Source organism: Kiloniella sp. (assembly GCF_048270245.1).
GTDB lineage: Bacteria > Pseudomonadota > Alphaproteobacteria > Kiloniellales > Kiloniellaceae > Kiloniella.
Map to the genome: position 1 here is coordinate 205150 of NZ_JBLWTH010000004.1, position 16530 is coordinate 221679.

At 44.1% G+C, this 16530-nt stretch carries 14 protein-coding genes and 1 pseudogene; 5 read left to right on the plus strand and 10 right to left on the minus strand.

Translation table 11 applies throughout. The annotated features are described in order from the left end of the window. Positions 1–39: 39 nt before the first annotated feature. A complete protein-coding gene (gene argE, locus ACN0W5_RS11210) occupies positions 40–1203 on the minus strand; it encodes an acetylornithine deacetylase (protein ID WP_417454204.1) in 1164 nt (387 codons plus the stop codon). Positions 1204–1488: 285 nt separating this feature from the next. On the opposite strand from argE, the gene ACN0W5_RS11215 reads away from it, so the two are divergent. Further along, the gene (locus ACN0W5_RS11215; RefSeq protein ID WP_417454205.1) at positions 1489–2400 is read left to right on the plus strand and encodes a LysR family transcriptional regulator; all 912 of its coding nucleotides are present in this window, start codon (positions 1489–1491) and stop codon (positions 2398–2400) included. A 186-nt stretch (positions 2401–2586) separates the two neighbouring features. Continuing rightward, positions 2587–2688: pseudogene (locus tag ACN0W5_RS11220) on the plus strand (ABC transporter ATP-binding protein); the annotation flags it as partial. Between the two features lie 113 nt (positions 2689–2801). Here the strand turns inward: ACN0W5_RS11220 and ACN0W5_RS11225 are convergent. From ACN0W5_RS11225 to ACN0W5_RS11260, 8 genes are all read right to left on the minus strand, one after another. After that, positions 2802–3398: a PAS domain-containing protein gene (locus tag ACN0W5_RS11225; RefSeq protein WP_417454206.1), complete on the minus strand. Its 597-nt coding sequence runs from the start codon at positions 3396–3398 to the stop codon at positions 2802–2804. 172 nt (positions 3399–3570) lie between these two features. Next, positions 3571–4551 (minus strand): peptide ABC transporter ATP-binding protein, encoded by a 981-nt coding sequence (locus ACN0W5_RS11230; RefSeq protein WP_417454207.1) that lies wholly within the window; start codon positions 4549–4551, stop codon positions 3571–3573. Further along, complete coding sequence (locus tag ACN0W5_RS11235; protein ID WP_417454208.1) at positions 4551–5555, minus strand: ABC transporter ATP-binding protein; 1005 nt, start codon at positions 5553–5555, stop codon at positions 4551–4553. The genes ACN0W5_RS11230 and ACN0W5_RS11235 overlap by 1 nt, the downstream gene beginning before the upstream one ends. A 4-nt stretch (positions 5556–5559) precedes the next feature. Beyond that, on the minus strand, positions 5560–6480 hold the full coding sequence (locus tag ACN0W5_RS11240; RefSeq protein WP_417430431.1) for an ABC transporter permease subunit: 921 nt from the start codon (positions 6478–6480) through the stop codon (positions 5560–5562). A gap of 2 nt (positions 6481–6482) precedes the next feature. Beyond that, complete coding sequence (locus ACN0W5_RS11245; RefSeq protein WP_417430034.1) at positions 6483–7499, minus strand: ABC transporter permease subunit; 1017 nt, start codon at positions 7497–7499, stop codon at positions 6483–6485. An 81-nt stretch (positions 7500–7580) separates the two neighbouring features. Continuing rightward, positions 7581–9137 (minus strand): ABC transporter substrate-binding protein, encoded by a 1557-nt coding sequence (locus tag ACN0W5_RS11250; protein WP_417454382.1) that lies wholly within the window; start codon positions 9135–9137, stop codon positions 7581–7583. Positions 9138–9713: 576 nt separating this feature from the next. Then, positions 9714–10058: a PilZ domain-containing protein gene (locus ACN0W5_RS11255; RefSeq protein ID WP_417454209.1), complete on the minus strand. Its 345-nt coding sequence runs from the start codon at positions 10056–10058 to the stop codon at positions 9714–9716. 221 nt (positions 10059–10279) lie between these two features. Beyond that, positions 10280–10609 carry a hypothetical protein gene (locus tag ACN0W5_RS11260; RefSeq protein ID WP_417454210.1) on the minus strand — a complete coding sequence of 110 codons (330 nt, stop codon included), beginning with the start codon at positions 10607–10609 and terminating at the stop codon, positions 10280–10282. Between the two features lie 324 nt (positions 10610–10933). Between ACN0W5_RS11260 and ACN0W5_RS11265 the strand changes: the two genes are divergently transcribed. Genes ACN0W5_RS11265 through ACN0W5_RS11275 form a run of 3 tightly spaced genes read left to right on the plus strand, consistent with a single transcriptional unit; the run spans position 10934 to position 15884 of the window. Next, positions 10934–11527, plus strand: coding sequence for a PadR family transcriptional regulator (locus tag ACN0W5_RS11265; protein WP_417454211.1), 594 nt, complete (start codon positions 10934–10936; stop codon positions 11525–11527). Beyond that, entirely contained in the window at positions 11524–12681 is a 1158-nt protein-coding gene (locus ACN0W5_RS11270; RefSeq protein ID WP_417454212.1) for an efflux RND transporter periplasmic adaptor subunit, read from the plus strand. Before ACN0W5_RS11265 ends, ACN0W5_RS11270 begins: the two co-directional genes overlap by 4 nt. Then, a complete protein-coding gene (locus tag ACN0W5_RS11275; protein WP_417454213.1) occupies positions 12678–15884 on the plus strand; it encodes an efflux RND transporter permease subunit in 3207 nt (1068 codons plus the stop codon). Before ACN0W5_RS11270 ends, ACN0W5_RS11275 begins: the two co-directional genes overlap by 4 nt. A gap of 69 nt (positions 15885–15953) precedes the next feature. Here the strand turns inward: ACN0W5_RS11275 and ACN0W5_RS11280 are convergent, their stop codons facing one another. Then, positions 15954–16502 carry a CDP-alcohol phosphatidyltransferase family protein gene (locus ACN0W5_RS11280; RefSeq protein WP_417454214.1) on the minus strand — a complete coding sequence of 183 codons (549 nt, stop codon included), beginning with the start codon at positions 16500–16502 and terminating at the stop codon, positions 15954–15956. Positions 16503–16530 lie beyond the last annotated feature (28 nt).

The following is a 16530-nucleotide window of genomic DNA, read 5'->3' on the forward strand; positions in this document are numbered from 1 at the left end:
TTCAAATTATTCTTATCAAACTTTGGTCAAACTTTGGTCTTAGCGGGCTAAACGTTCAATCAGGCGTCGCTGAAAATCAATACCTGCATTCAATTGCTCAATAGACAGATATTCGTTTGCCGCGTGGGCTTGCGCAATATCACCGGGGCCGCACACAATCGTCGAATATCCACCGTCCTGAAACTGTCCAGCCTCGGTGCCGTAAGATACAACATGCTCGGCATTATCACCTGTAATTTGACGGACCAACCTTTCAGCCGAACCATCAACTTCGCGGCGACATCCCGGCACATTCCCCCTGACTTCAATCTCAATCTTCGCAGATGGAGAAATGCGTTGCATCTCTGCTTCCAACTCTTCGGTATAGGTCCGATAAGCCTCAAGATATTCCATCGGGTTTTCAGATGGTAACACCCTAAAATCAGAAGAAAAGGAGCAATCTTTCGCTGTTATGTTATGCGCTGTCCCTCCCTCGATGACACCGCAATGCAAGGTTGTATAAGGAGGATTAAACAAGGCCGTCTCAGATAAATTTTCGGTTCGTTCTTTATTTTCCAACATTTTCTGTTCATGCCAGACAACGAGTTTGGCGGCGACATGCACGGCGGACACGCCCGTATGAACCAGACTGGAATGAACTTCAAAACCACGGACTCTGGTTGTCAGCCCTAAAGCACCTTTATGACCAGAGACCACCTTCATCATAGTGGGCTCACCAACAATCACAGCTTCAGCTTTTACTTTTGGCGCCATGTCCTCAATCATTGATGGCGCCCCTAGGCATCCAATTTCTTCGTCATAAGAAAGGGCAAGATGAATAGGACGCTTCATCTTTGCTTTGATCATTTCCGGAACCAGCGACAGTGCTATCGCAGAGAATGCCTTCATGTCAGCCGTTCCACGCCCATAGAGAAGGCCATCTTTCTCTATAACCTCAAAAGGATTTGTATCCCAAGGCTGGCCATCCACAGGAACAACATCTGTATGGCCAGATAAAATCACGCCCCCATCTGTATCTGGACCAATCGAAGCCCACAGATTGGTTTTAGTACCATCAGAATTTTGAACACGATGAGAGCTTACACCATGAGAATTCAAATAACTCTCAACAAACTCAATCAGGGGAATATTACTATTTCGTGACACAGTATCGAACGAAACCAGCTTCGCAAGCATTTCTTTTGCTGAATAATATTCAGTCACAAACAACTCCCGTATGTCACTCGCCTAAATAAAACAAGGTAAACGACAAATAAAAAAATCCACGATTTCTATTGCCAGTATTGAGAGGTAATATGAAATCTCAACATCAGCATCAAATGACTTGTTTGCACAGACAAATTACTAAGTCATCAATGTCGGCACCTGATGGGCACAAGTAACTTGCCTGTACTGATCAACAAGAAGGCCACGAACAAAGAATTGAATCAATGCATAATGATGTATATAGGTATACAAAAAAAGCATAATGGATATCAAGACATGCGCATGCGACAGCTAGAGGCTTTCAGGGCCACAATTCTAAACGGCACCATATCTTCTGCGGCAAAAAGCCTCAAAACCACACAACCAACTATTAGCCGTTTGTTAGCTGATTTAGAGTATTCCTTACAACTCAACCTTCTTCATCGTCGAAAAGGCAGGGTTGTTCCCACACCAGAAGGCATGGCGTTCTATAGAAAACTTGATGAAGTTTTTGATGCTTTTTCGAAGCTTAAAAATGCAGCAGAAGACATATCTCGGAATAAACAGCAAGATATTCGGATTATCTCTCTGGGCGCTTTGTCGGTAAGTATTATCCCCGAAATTCTAGAGGAATTCACAGCCAATCATCCCAAGGTATCCATTACCCTGAACACAACGGATGTTAAAAGCTATTTTAACATGATTATGGATGAAGATCTTGATATCGCTTTTGGCAACCAAATGGGAGAACAACCGGGCGTCGAACAGGCTATTTTAGCCAAGGTTGACTACATTTGTGCCTTAAGCCCAAACCATCCCTTAGCAGAAAAAGACGTTATTTTTGAAGAGGACCTAATCGGCGAAAGGCTTATCGCGCTCGATAGCGACGAGGTCTTGGCTTTTCATCAACACACTGACCTATACAAACGTATAAAACCAGAAACACCCTTTAGCACACAACATTCAGCAAATGCCTACTCCCTTGTCTGCAAAGGACTTTGCAGTGGCATTTTGGAACCTTTTTCTGCACCTATCTGGGCAGCAAAAGGGGTTAAAATCCGCCCATTCAAACCATCCATTTCTTATAAATATTCCGCTTATTACAAAGAGAACAGAAAAGATAGCTGGGTCATTCGTGAACTCTTAGAAATCGCGAGCAAAAAATTTAAACATTATGAGAAAGCTGAACAGCTTACTGAAATTTTCGACCAGTAGTACGACCTTCACATAAGGGAATGCCTTATGCCCCCTCCGCCTGTTTTTTTTGAATGACTATATAGCTCAGCATTATATTCATAAAAATTGGCACACTCGCGACACCATGAGCCAGGGCTGAAGGAGTACTGACGCCAAGTAACCCCTTCTGTCCCAATGACTTTAACTGTGTCACCACCGAAGGGAGCAGCCCTTCTATTAGAAATGCGTATAGAGCTAGCCAAGTTACATAAACAGCTTGAAGCCACAATGATCTATGTTACGCATGATCAAGTAGAGGCAATGACGCGCGGCATCAATTAGGTCCGATGAAAACATTTGTTTTGCTGTCGCACACGAACATTATCACCTCTTCACCTCGAAAGAGAACCGCATTAAGCCAACAGTTCTTTGAACAATAATTACGGAATATCTATCTCGGAAGATGATTTTCTGTTACTTGGTACAATCGCCACAATCAGGCGATCAACATCCCCAGTATTACTAAGCGGAAGAATCAAACGATCCCACACTTGCATTTTTAATGAATGGTGTGGTTTATGCTGGGTATACAGGGGCTCTTTACGCTGAACAACAGCACGATAGGTTATCATAAAAAATGCTCTAAGTGGGGTCCAGATATCTGTTAGCAAAAGTCCGGTAAGGTCTCTGCCAGGTTCATTCATTATAGCAGAACCATACAGGCGATATCTAAAGTTTTCACCACCATCCAAAACGTCTAAAACGGCTAAATATCCAAGAATTGATCGCAGTTCCATAGGATCAACAGCATCCAGCGGCGCTGCAAAACTATTGCTCCGAGCCTGATTCCACCATTCCAGAAAGCATGCAAGTTGATCCTCCGGAAGATTTTCGGGCCCGGGATTCCAAATCAAACACGGTTTAGGACTACCAAGCTTACAAAGCAACAAGTCCAGTTCGTGATAATCTTCCTGAATAATTTCCTTCGAACGATCCCATAACACTTCCGTCGAAAAACTCGTATCTTCAAATTGCACACTTCACCCCGAATAAACTCTGCGTACAATGTTATTAACACAACAAAGACATCGTTTAAACGAAATTCAAAACCACTATTCAACCAATGGTTAATCAATTCAAAAAAATAAAATAATAAAAAAAATGCACCCAAAATGATTGGGTGCATTTTGATAAATCAGAAGATCGAGATTAACTTCGTCCCTCTTCGACGGCATGACACGAAACAAGTGCATTGCTTGTAGATGTCAAAACTGGTCGCTCTGCTTTGCAGCGATCATTAGCAAGTGGACAGCGCGGATGGAAAGAACAACCTGATGGCGGGTTCAATGGGGACGGTAGCTCCCCAACCAACTTGATACGGTCTTTCTTTCTATTAGGATCAGCAACAGGTGTTGCCGATAAAAGCGCACGCGTGTATGGATGCTGAGGATTACTGAAAATTTCATCCCGCGTCCCATGTTCCACAGGTTGCCCGAGATACATCACCAAAACATCATCTGCAATGTGTTTTACAACAGACAGATCATGCGAAATGAAGAGATAGGCAAGATCCATCTCTTCCTGTAAATCAGTCAACAAGTTCAATACCTGTGCCTGAATGGAAACATCCAATGCAGAAACGGGTTCGTCCAAGATCACGATTTTTGGTCGTAGCATCAGTGCACGAGCAACAGCAATACGTTGTCGCTGTCCGCCAGAGAACATATGTGGGTAACGATCAGCCTGTTCTGGTCGAAGACCAACACGCGACATCATGGAAAGCACTTCTTCGCGTCTTTCCGAAGCTGACATCTTGGTATTAATCTTCAACGGTTCGGCCAGAATATCACTGATTTTCTGGCGCGGATTCAAAGAGCCATAAGGATCCTGAAAAACAATCTGTACCATCTGGCGTAATGTAATCATGTCTTCTTTGCTATGTGCAGACGCGATATCCATGCCACCGAGTATCAGTTCACCCTGTGTTGGTTTTTCAATAAGAGTAACCAAGCGGGCAAGCGTGGATTTACCACACCCGGATTCACCGACAACAGCCAGTGTTTTTCCTGCCTCGAGCTGAAATGTTGCCCCATCAAGTGCCTTTACAGTACCACCCTTGGAGAACATGCCGCCTTTAACGTCGTAATAACGCTTGAGATTATCGGCTTTCAATACAGTTTCAGCACCCATTATACAGCTCCCCCTGAAACAGAGACATCTACACCGGGATGACCATTCGATGGTTTTCCATCAACCAAAGGATAATGACACAAAACCTTACTTGCGTGATCCGGTGCTTCTTTTCTGCATTTGTCTGTTGCAAACTGACAACGTGGATTAAAAAGACATCCCGTTGGCCTGTCTAACAGTCCGGGCACAACACCAGGAATAGATGGCAGTCGCTTACTTGTCGCACGTTCGGGCAAAGCATTAAGTAAAGCATAGGTATAAGGGTGTTGTGGCTTATCAAACAAACCGACAACGTCCTGACGCTCTACTTGCTGGCCCGCATACTGAACATTCACAACTTCAGCAGTTTCAGCAACAACCCCCATATCATGGGTAATAAGAACCAAGGCCATGCCTTTTTCTTTTTGTAACTCACCCAAAAGCTCAAGAATTTGAGCCTGAATGGTCACATCCAAAGCTGTTGTTGGCTCATCAGCAATCAACAAACGTGGATTACAAGCAATCATCATTGCGATCATCACACGCTGGTTCATACCACCAGACATCTGGTGCGGGAACGCACGCAATCTGGTTTCCGGTGCAGGAATACCAACCAAGCCCAAAAGCTCAATTGCTCTTTTTTCCAACTCTTTCTTGGTACCGCCCAAGTGCTCTTTGATCACTTCCATGATCTGATAGCCGACGGTAAAGCAAGGGTTAAGACTGGTCATTGGCTCCTGAAAAATCATGGAAATATCTTTACCAATGATTTGACGACGCTCTTTTTTGGAAATTGACAATAGATCAATGCCATCGAAGAGCATGCGATCAGCTGTAATGTTCGCAGTCCAAGGCAACAAGCCCATCAAAGCCAGCATGGAAACGGATTTACCCGATCCCGACTCACCAACAATCGCAACCATTTCCCCCTGATCAATTTCCAGATCAACACCATCAACAGCACGGAACAAGCCATGCGCGGTCTGGAATTCGACTGAGAGATTTTTAATATCCAATAAACTCATGGGATCAAGACCTCTTCATCTTGGGATCAAGGGCATCACGCAGACCATCACCCATCAGGTTGATAGCCAAAACGGTCAAGAGAATGGCAACACCAGGGAAAGTCACAACCCACCAGGCACTGAGGATAAATTCACGTGCTTCAGCAAGCATTGTTCCCCACTCAGATGCAGGCGGTTGTGCCCCCATACCCAGGAAGCCAAGTGCAGCCGTATCTAGAATAGCCGTAGAGAAACTCAACGAGGCCTGAACAATCAATGGCGCCATACAATTCGGCAAAATTGTTACAAGCATTAGTCTCATAGTGCCTGCACCAGCCACTTTACTGGCTGTCACATAATCCCGAGCAGCTTCAGCCACAGCAGAAGCACGTGCAAGACGGACATAGTGCGGCAAATAAGTAATGGAAATCGCAATCATCGCGTTTCTAAGGCCAGGGCCAAGCATAGCAACAAGAACAAGTGCCATCAGCAAACTTGGAATAGACAAGATGACATCCATAACACGCATTACGATGACTTCGTAGAAACCCCTGAAGTACCCGGCGGATAGACCAAGCAAAACACCGAATGTCAAACTGATGACAATCACAATGCACCCAGCAAATAGAGAGAAGCGAGATCCGTGCATCAGGCGTGATAAAAGATCACGACCAACAGCATCCGTTCCCAAAAGAAACTCTATGCTTCCACCATCCTGCCAAAATGGCGGGATCAAAATGAAATCGCGGTTTTGCTGATCAGGCGAATGTGGCGCAATCACATCAGCAAAAAGAGCAATAAAGACAATAAACAGGAAGAAAAACAGGCCAACGACAGCGCCTTTGTTTTCCGAAAAATAAAACCAGAACTCTCTGAACTGTTGACGCAGAGGACTGATTTGTTCAGGTACCGAGGACTGCTCGGCTGTATTTTGAACTTCGCTCATCATTACCTCCGATGCAGAATTCTTGGATTGATCAAACCATACATGAAGTCAACCAACAGGTTCACCATCATGACAATCGATGCAATAAGGACGATTCCCCCTTGAACCGCGAAATAATCACGTCGAGAAATAGAATCAATCATCCATTTACCAATTCCAGGCCAAGAGAAAATTGTTTCCGTCAGGATAGCGCCAGCCAAAAGAACCCCGACCTGCAAGCCAATCACGGTAACAACTGTGATCAAAGCATTCCGAAGGGCATGAATACCAACAATACGGAAAGGAGAAAGCCCTTTGGCCTTTGCTGTACGAACATAATCTTCACCAAGAACTTCCAACATCGCAGAACGAGTCTGGCGCGCAATGATTGCCATCGGTATCGTACCTAAGACAATGGTCGGTAAAATAAGGTGCGAGACCGCTGACTTGAAGGCTCCTTTCTCATCACTAACGAAGGCGTCAATCAACATAAACCCAGTATCTTGATCAATCCAGAACAAGGCGGAAAGTCGACCTGATACCGGAGTTAATCCAAGCATATCCGGGCTAGAGAACAGGATAATCAACAGAAGTCCCCACCAGAAGATAGGCATGGAATACCCGGCGAGGGAAATACCCATAAGAGTATGATCAAAAGCTGAGCCACGTTTGACCGCAGCAATGATACCGGCCGGTAGACCAATCAAAGCAGCAAAAATAATTGCGCACCCAGCGAGCTCGACTGTCGCGGGGAAACGCGTTAGGAACTCTTCGAGAACTGGAGTACGACTGGTAAAGGAGACACCGAAGTCACCTTGTAAAATCCCCCAAAGGAATGAAAAATATTGTTCCCAAATCGGGCGATCAAAACCTAAATCGGCCATAAGCTGGGCATGCCGTTCTGGCGTAACACCGCGTTCGCCGGCAAGAAGCTCGATTGGGTCACCTGGTAACATCCTGATGAAACTGAAAGCAATCAGAGTAACACCAAGAAATGTTGGGATAAGAACACCCAACTTTGATAAAATGAAGCGTAACATCGCGATCCTGACTTCGCTTATAAGAAAAGCGGGGAAGGTTTACACCCCCCCCGTTTCATATTTAGCTATAAGATTTTTCTCTTATTCTTCTAAATCAACGCCGTAGAATACATGACCACCAAGTGGATCAATACGGAAATCAACTACTTTGTTGCTCATCGCTTTGTGAACAACAGAGTGAGCAACAGTTACCCAAGGAGCTTCTTCTTTAAAGACAGCCTGAGCTTGCTCATAAAGTTGAGTACGTTTTTCTGGGTCAGAAACACGTACAGCTTCCTGGAAAAGATCATCAAATTCTTTGTGACACCAGCGCGCGCGGTTACCACCGGACTCAGCAGATGCGCAGTTCAGAAGTGACAGGAAGTTATCCGGATCAGGATAATCCGCAGTCCAACCTAGAAGTACTGTATCGTGATCGCCTTTCTGTGAACGGGAAAGATACTCACCCCATTCCATAGAAACAATCTCGGCATCCACACCAACATTCGCCCAATCAGCCTGAATAAGCTCAGCCATACGACGAGCATTCGGGTTGTAAGGACGCTTCACTGGCATCGCCCAGATGTTAGTGCTTAGGTTTGTTACACCAGCTTCAGCCAAGAGAGCTTTCGCTTTTGCAGGATCATAAGGATAATCCTGGATCTCTTCGTTATAGCCCCAAAGGGTTGGTGGAAGCGGGTTCTTAGCCGCATTACCAGCGCCTTGGAAAACAGCTTTGATGATAGACTCTTTGTTCATGGCATAGTTAAGAGCCTGACGAACACGCTTGTCATCAAATGGTTTTTTCTCTGTGTTGAACGCAAGATAACCAACGTTCATGCCTTCTTGGCTATCCACTGTCAGATCTTTGTTTGCTTCGATTGAAGCAAGATCAGCTTGGTTTGGATAAGGAACAAGATGGCATTCGCCAGCTGCAAGCTTCTGATACGCAACCTGAGCATCAGGTGTAATTGCGAAAACGAGTTTATCTAACGGTGCACGACCAGACCAATAATCATCATTAGCTTGATAGCGAATGAAAGCATCTTTTTGGTAAGATACGAACTGGAAAGGACCAGTACCGATAGGCTCTTGGTCAAACTTCTCAGGAGAACCTGCATCCATCATCTGCTGAGCGTACTCTGCAGAGTGAATTGAAGCAAAATCAATAGCGATTTTGGAAATAAATGCAGCATCTGGCTTTTGCAGAGTAAATTTGACAGTTAAATCGTCAACTTTCTCAATTGTTTCCAGAATGTCCGGGAAGCTAACATACCCAGAGAAATATTCATACGTACCACCGGATACTTTATGATACGGATGGTCCGCTTTCCACTGGCGGTTAAAGCTGAAAAGCACATCATCAGCATTCAACTCACGCGTTGGAGTAAAATATTTTGTTGTGTGGAACTTTACACCAGGACGAAGTTTAAAGGTGTAAGAAAGACCATCTTCAGAAACTTCCCAGGATTCAGCCAAACCTGGTGTCATGATGGTTGAGCCTCTTTCGAACTCAACAAGACGGTTAAAGATGTTACGAGAGCTAGCATCAAATGACGTACCTGATGTATATAACGCTGGCGTAAAACCTTCCGGGCTACCTTCTGAGCAATAGACAAAAGTTTTTGCCTGTGCTGTTACAGCACCCATTGTAAGCATACTAGCGAGAGCCGCTGTAGCCAAAAGTCCTTTTTTAATCACGATATCCTCCCAAATGTCGCAAATAAGCGCGGAATGCGCTTCTTTTATTAATTAGTGTTCTTCTACCTAATCTAATAAGGATGGTTTTAAGCTATCCATCTGGAGTTGCATAGTCAATTTACAGTTCATCAGCACAGTAAAATTGTATACAAAATACAGCCACTCTCAGAAGCCAGAATCATACATGAACACGAAACAATTATCTGTTTAATTACATGAAGATAACACAAATTTATTTCAAAATTAAACTGCCTCAAGACAACATTATAAAACACTAAGCAGCAAAAAAAAGCAATAAAATTTCACCTCTTTTCTATAGAAGTAATAGCATAAAGCTCATGTCTACCCTGCTAAACAACTCAAAGATGAAGACAATTCAAGATTCGTTAGTACAATCTTACAGCACCTGCTCCGAGCAGGTTCTTGTCATTCCATGCTTCAGCTTTTGATAAATAAAAAAGGTGCTACAAACTGCAGCACCTAAATTCTTTTTCATAAGTAACAGAAATACGCCACCTTCAGCACTAATACACCCTAAGCAAACTCTAAACATTTACTAGGTAAAACGCCGGACATGATGCTTGCCATCTTATCCGGGCTGTCACTAAAACGAAGGCCAACCGTCCTGCCCCTTGACCATACAACTTCCGTTAACAGCTGAAACCCACCCGCAATTTTCAGAATAAACTGCGTACCGATCTCCAGAGTTTGGTCAAATTTTGCACGAACACCATTAACAGATATATCAAAGATCACACACTTTTGCTCAGTCCCCTGATCATCGGCATACTCACCAGACCAAAGCACTGACACCCGTTGAAAACGACGTTTGTCATCACTTATGTGACCATCTTTTATAGTACTATGTTTTTTTGGCATCGGATTCCAGAACACCCATACAACAAACGAAATAAATTAACGCAATCCGTTTGTTCATTTAATAATTATTTGGCAACGAATACATAGAGTGTAGAACAAAACTTACTAAATTATAAATAAAATTTGATCAAAACGATAACTAAAAACCACTAAACAAGCTAATAACAGACAAACGCTTATATTTTTATGGTTAAGACGAGAAGCAAGATTATTAAAATATATTAATCTTTAACCGTATCAAGGAGTGTTTCATCTAACTCTGAGAAGGTATTTATTACAGCCGCATTTGCTTTATACGCAATAGAAGCAAGCTTTTGGTCAACCAACTCTCTTTCAATATTGACGCCTGTGGCAGAAAACACTTCCGCGAAACCAGCACTTTGTCCTGGCTCAGACAACGGTGCATTTGGGCCTAATTTCTGCAAGCTTCCAGAAACGCCGGGGTCACGACTTACTGCATCCAGCCTACTTGGTGCAAAGGGAACACGCTCAGGCAATCGCGATGAATCAAGGGATCCCGCGTTAACAATATTATTTGAAGACACAGACATCTGCTGAGCCTGATACCTTAGCCCTGATAAGGGTATAGAGTAGTCCATATAAATAATCCTTTGCCCTATAATACCCCATGTAATTTTCAATTTCAATTTCAGGTATTTTAGATAAATTCCATGCAAACTGTAGCTAAAGCCTTATATTTACAGCGTTTTTAATTCTCGCCATACTTTTGTCAAAATTTATTCACATATATCGACTTGATATATATTGAAATGAAGTATATCTGTCCTGCATATGCCTAAGGTGAATTTAGACGATTAAAAGCGAGTCTTTAATTCACTTTAGAAGCAGAAAACAAGCTAAGGTAAATTTTCAGTATGGATGTCAGAACACTATGCCTTGCGGTCTTGTACCAAGGGGAAGCAAGTGGATATGAAATCAAGAAAGCTTTCCAAGAAGGAGCTTTTAGCCACTTTCAGGATGCAAGTTTTGGTTCTATCTACCCTGCCCTTGGACGCCTTTCTTCTGAAGGTCTCGTTGAATGTACTCAAATGGCTCAGGAAAAAAGACCGGACAAAAAGGTGTACAAGCTGACACAAAGTGGCGAAGACTCTCTTATTACAAGTCTTCTGACGCCACCCACACCAGACAAATTTACGTCTGATTTTTTCTTCGTTTTATATTTCGCAGAACTTCTCCCTTTACCACAGGTTATAAAACTCGTGGACCAGAGGATTTCTTTTTATCAGGAAATCATAGAGCGCATGACAAAATGTGATCCCGCAGCTCTACCAACCGGGCGACGACTTTGCCACGGTTTAGGATTGACCGTTTATCAAAATTCTCTCGCTTATTTAGAAGAGAACAAAGAACGTTTTATCGCTGAACTTCGATCTCAAAATACAATTCATACCTCTTCTGCCCCAGATACAAATCGCACTCAGATAGAAACCAACAGGCACATATCATGAAAGTTTCCTATTTACTCGCATTCATTCTCGCCGTTGGAACGGCTGGCTGGGTTATGTCCGGTCAGCTATCTGATAGTTCTGAAACGGGTGAAGCAGGACAACCCGAGATCAAAAAGCCCCCGGTTAATCTCTCTGTCGACGCAAAAATACCTTCCGTACGCGTCCAAAGCCAAACAGCAGTCCCCTACACGCGTTATTTGACAGTGCGCGGCAGAACCGAAGCCCTTCGGACTGTCGAAATAAAAAGCGAAGCAAGTGGGAAGATCATCGACCTGGCTGTCAACAAAGGTGATACGATCGAAGCAGGAAAGCTTGTTGCTAAGCTAGACGTCAATGAACGTTCTGCTAAAGTGCAGGAATTCAAAGCTTTGCAAGAACAACGTGCTATTGAATACAAAGCCGCAAAGCGTCTCTCTCAAAAAGGTTTTAAAGCAGAAACAAAACTTGCTGCCAGTAAAGCATCACTGGAATCAGCACAAGCTGAATTAAGACGTGCACAGGTCGATCTTTCAAACACACTTATACCTGCCCCCTTTACGGGTGTCTTGAATAATCGCACAGTGGAAATTGGTGAGTACGTCGATGTAGGCGATACGATTGGTACAATTGTTGACCTATCAACAATACTTGTGGTCTCAGACGTCAGTGAGAGACTTGTGCCCTTTATATCTGTCGGACACACGGCCAAGGTACGTTTGATCACAGGGCAAATTATCGAAGGTAAAGTTAAGTATATTGCTTCGATGGCTGATGCAACGACCCGAACTTTTCGCATCGAAGTCGCCGTCCCCAATCCTGAATTCAAAATTTCAGATGGCATTACAGCAGAAACTGTACTCACCCTCAACAGCATGCAAGCCCACAAAGTATCGCCAGGTATCCTGACTATCAATTCCGACGGCGCAATTGGTGTAAAAACACTAGGCCCCAATAATATTATAGAATTCAGAGAAGCCAGTATTCTTGAGAACACAACGAATGGCTTGTGGCTTGGCGGCCTTCCTAAGGACGTTACCTTTGTGGTGATTGGCCAAGAATTGATCAAGGATGGTCAGGAAGTAAAAGCAATTGATGCTGACACTCTCAAAGAACTGAAACCAACAACTTCAATAAAACAAGACCAAGAGACGGCACTTGGAGCAGAACAGTCATGACCGATATCATTTCTGGTGCTCTCGGACGCTCGCGTACAGTAATACTGGGACTAATCCTCGTTCTTATAGCCGGCGCAGTATCTTACGTCACAATACCGAAAGAAGATAACCCGGACATCACCATTCCAATCATCTACGTCAGTATGCATCACGAAGGAATCTCTCCGGTTGATGCTGAACGCCTGCTACTGAAGCCGATGGAAAAAGAGCTTCGCAGTATTGAGGGTGTGAAAGAAATGCGATCTAGCTCTTTTCTTGGCGGCGGTAATGTCGTCATGGAATTCGAAGCTGGTTCAGATATTGACCTTGCGCTAACGGATGTCAGAGAAAAGGTCGACATTGCCAAAGCAGAACTCCCCGATGATGCAGATGAGCCATCTGTGCACGAGGTTAACCTCAGTCTGTTCCCCATCTTGGTTGTCAATTTGTCCGGTGACGTTCCAGAGAGAGCATTGCTTGCCATAGCCAAAAACCTACAAGACAAATTGGAATCCATTCCAAATGTTCTCGAAGCCAAGTTGGTTGGTGATAGAGATGAATTAATCGAAATTGTCGTAGATCCCCTTGTACTGGAAAGCTACAATCTTGACGCCAATGATATTATCACGGCCGTGGGAAAATCCAACCTTGTTGTTGCAGCAGGGTCTTTGGATACAGGCCAAGGGCGTTTCGCCATTCAGGTCCCCGGCCTGTTCGAGGACACTACGGATATTTTAAATATGCCTGTAAAAGTCAATGGCGATGCTGTTGTTAGGGTCAAAGATATCGGCATTCTTCGGAAAACATTTAAAGACACAACAGAGTACGCCCGGGTCAACAACAAGCCCGCTTTGACCATGGAAATATCAAAGCGAACAGGCACAAATATTATCGAAACAATCGAACAGGTCCGCGCAGTTGTCAGTCAACAACAAACCTTGTGGCCTAAATCTATTGACGTTTCCTACAGCCAAGACCAATCAACTGGTATCCGTACCATGTTACAGGATCTGCAAAACAACGTTCTCTCTGCAATTATTCTTGTTATGATCGTTGTTGTCGCCGCTTTGGGATTCAGATCTTCCATACTTGTTGGGATCGCCATACCAGGATCTTTTCTTGCATCGATCATGATCCTTCATGCCGCAGGATTAACAGTCAATGTTGTCGTGCTATTTAGTTTGATTCTATCGGTTGGCATGCTGGTTGATGGCGCTATCGTTGTGACTGAATTTGCAGATCGCAAAATGAGCGAAGGATTACCGAGAAAAGAGGCATACAAACAAGCAAGCCTGCGCATGGCATGGCCGATCATAGCATCAACGGCCACCACCCTAGCAGCTTTTGCTCCTCTTATTTTCTGGCCCGGCATAATGGGCGAGTTTATGAAATTCATGCCCATAACCCTCATCGCAACCCTAAGTGCTTCCTTGGTTATGGCACTGATTGTCGTTCCAACAATTGGTGGATTAATTGGGAAGGCCGGCGGTGCCGCCGATAAAAAGTCTATGGAAAATCTGGCGGCATCAGAAACTGGTGATTTAAATGCGGTAACTGGTTTTACAGGTCTTTATATCAAACTGATGCATTTGGTCCTGAAAATTCCGGGCACTATTGCAACACTGACTTTTGCCTCACTGATCGGGGTCATCATGCTCTACAGCAGCTTTGGCAAAGGTGTCGAATTCTTCCCGGATATTGAACCAGATAATGCCGTTCTTCAGGTCCGTGCCCAGGGTAACATGTCCATTGATGAACGCGATCACCTTGTCAGACAGGTTGAACAAATTGTGCTTGATCTTCAGAACGAAAGACATGAGCTACATAATATTTATGTCAGCACCAATGCAGAGAGTTCAACAAGCAGTAACCAGCCCGAAGACGTAATTGGTAATATCCAGATGGAATTTACCGATTGGTTCAACCGACGATCGGCAGATGAAATCCTTGCAGAAATTCGCGAACGAACAGCCATTTTAGGCGGTATTTCTGTAGAGCCAAGAAAAGAAGACAAAGGACCATCGTCCGGAAAGCCAATTCAGATAGAAATAGCGTCAAGCGAACCTAGTCTCGTTTACCCCTGGGCCAATAAAGTTGCTCACCATTTAAGAGAAGCGAATGGCTTTGTCGATATCGAAGATGGCCTGCCAGTCCCCGGTATCGAATGGCGCATTGATGTTGACCGTGCACAGGCTGCAAAATTCGGCGCAGACATTGCCTTGATAGGTAGCTACATCCGAATGATTACGAATGGAATGAAACTTGGTAGTTATCGCCCGGATGATAGTGATGAAGAAATTGATTTGGTCGTTCGTCTTCCCCGAAGCAACCGGAACATTGAGCATCTAGATCAAATCAAAATACAAACCAATGCTGGCTTGATCCCTATATCCAATTTCATTACGCGGACAGCTGCACCAAAAGTCGGTGTTATCAACCGTGTGGATAGTCAGCGGGTTGCAACGGTAAAATCCGATATTGCACCTGGTGTTCTTGCAGATGATAAGGTCAAGGAATTGACCGAATGGATGTCGTCGCAAGAACTTGATCCCCGGGTAACAATTCAGTTCAAGGGAGAAAACGAAGATCAACAAGAATCTCAGGATTTTCTGGTAAAAGCTTTTGGGGTTGCCCTTTTTATGATCGCGATCATTCTGGTAACCCAGTTCAACAGCTTCTACAGTGCGTTCCTCATTCTGTCAGCTGTGATCATGTCAACAATCGGCGTTTTAATCGGTCTACTAATCACCGATCAACCCTTTGGCATTGTCATGTCAGGTATTGGCGTGATCGCACTGGCAGGTATTGTCGTGAATAACAATATCGTTCTCATAGATACCTTTGATTATGTTTCGACTAAATTCAAAGATCAGAAAGAAGCGATTATCCGTACAGGTGCACAGCGCCTCCGCCCCGTAATGTTAACAACAATCACAACTATTCTTGGTCTAATGCCGATGGTTCTCGCGACCAACATTGATCTGATCAACAGAACGGTTCAAGTCGGTGCCCCCTCTACACAATGGTGGACCCAACTAGCCACAGCAATTGCATTCGGCCTTTGTTTTGCGACTATTCTCACGCTTGTGATCACCCCCTGCTCTTTGATGGTCCGGGTAAACAGCCGAAACCTTGTAAACCGACTTAAAGAAAGGTTTAAAAAGGATGACACACCATCTGAACCAGAAAACTCAGACGATGAAAAGGCGATACCAGCCGAATAGAATAGGTCGATATTTTTCCATCAAAAAAGCCGGTACTTGTTACTGGCTTTTTTGATTCGGCTTTTTGAATTAATCGTCAAAAAGACTAAGAGCTGCGTGTATTCTGAAGCTAGTCGTCAGCCAGCATAAAGCACCAAAGGTCCAAGCCAATAAAACAAACTTATCCGGCCAGAGACATAGAGCGAGAAAAAGCAGAATGGTCTCAGTCCCCTCGGTCAAACCGCCGAGATAATAAATGCTTTTTTTTCCGCGGATATCAGTGGAAATATTTTTCTTAGCGGCAACGATTGCAAAAGATAAAAACGACGCCCCGGTTCCCATAAATGAGAAAATAAGGAATGCCGCCGCCAGTCCATTTTCTTCAGGCATCGCCAAGGCAAAACCAAAAACAACAGCCGAATAGAAAATAAAATCGAGAGTGATATCAAGGTACCCCCCCAGATCGGTGATACCCTGTTTTCTCGCAACGGCACCGTCCAGACCGTCACAAAGCCTGTTAAAAGCAATCGCTATTATAGCCAGATAGTAAGATTCCGTGGCAAGCGCAGGGACGACGAGCATCCCCCCAACAAAGCCAATCCAGGTTATTTGATTAGCGCCCAGCCCTGAACGTGACAAAACCTCCCCTATTTTATCAAGGGGAGGA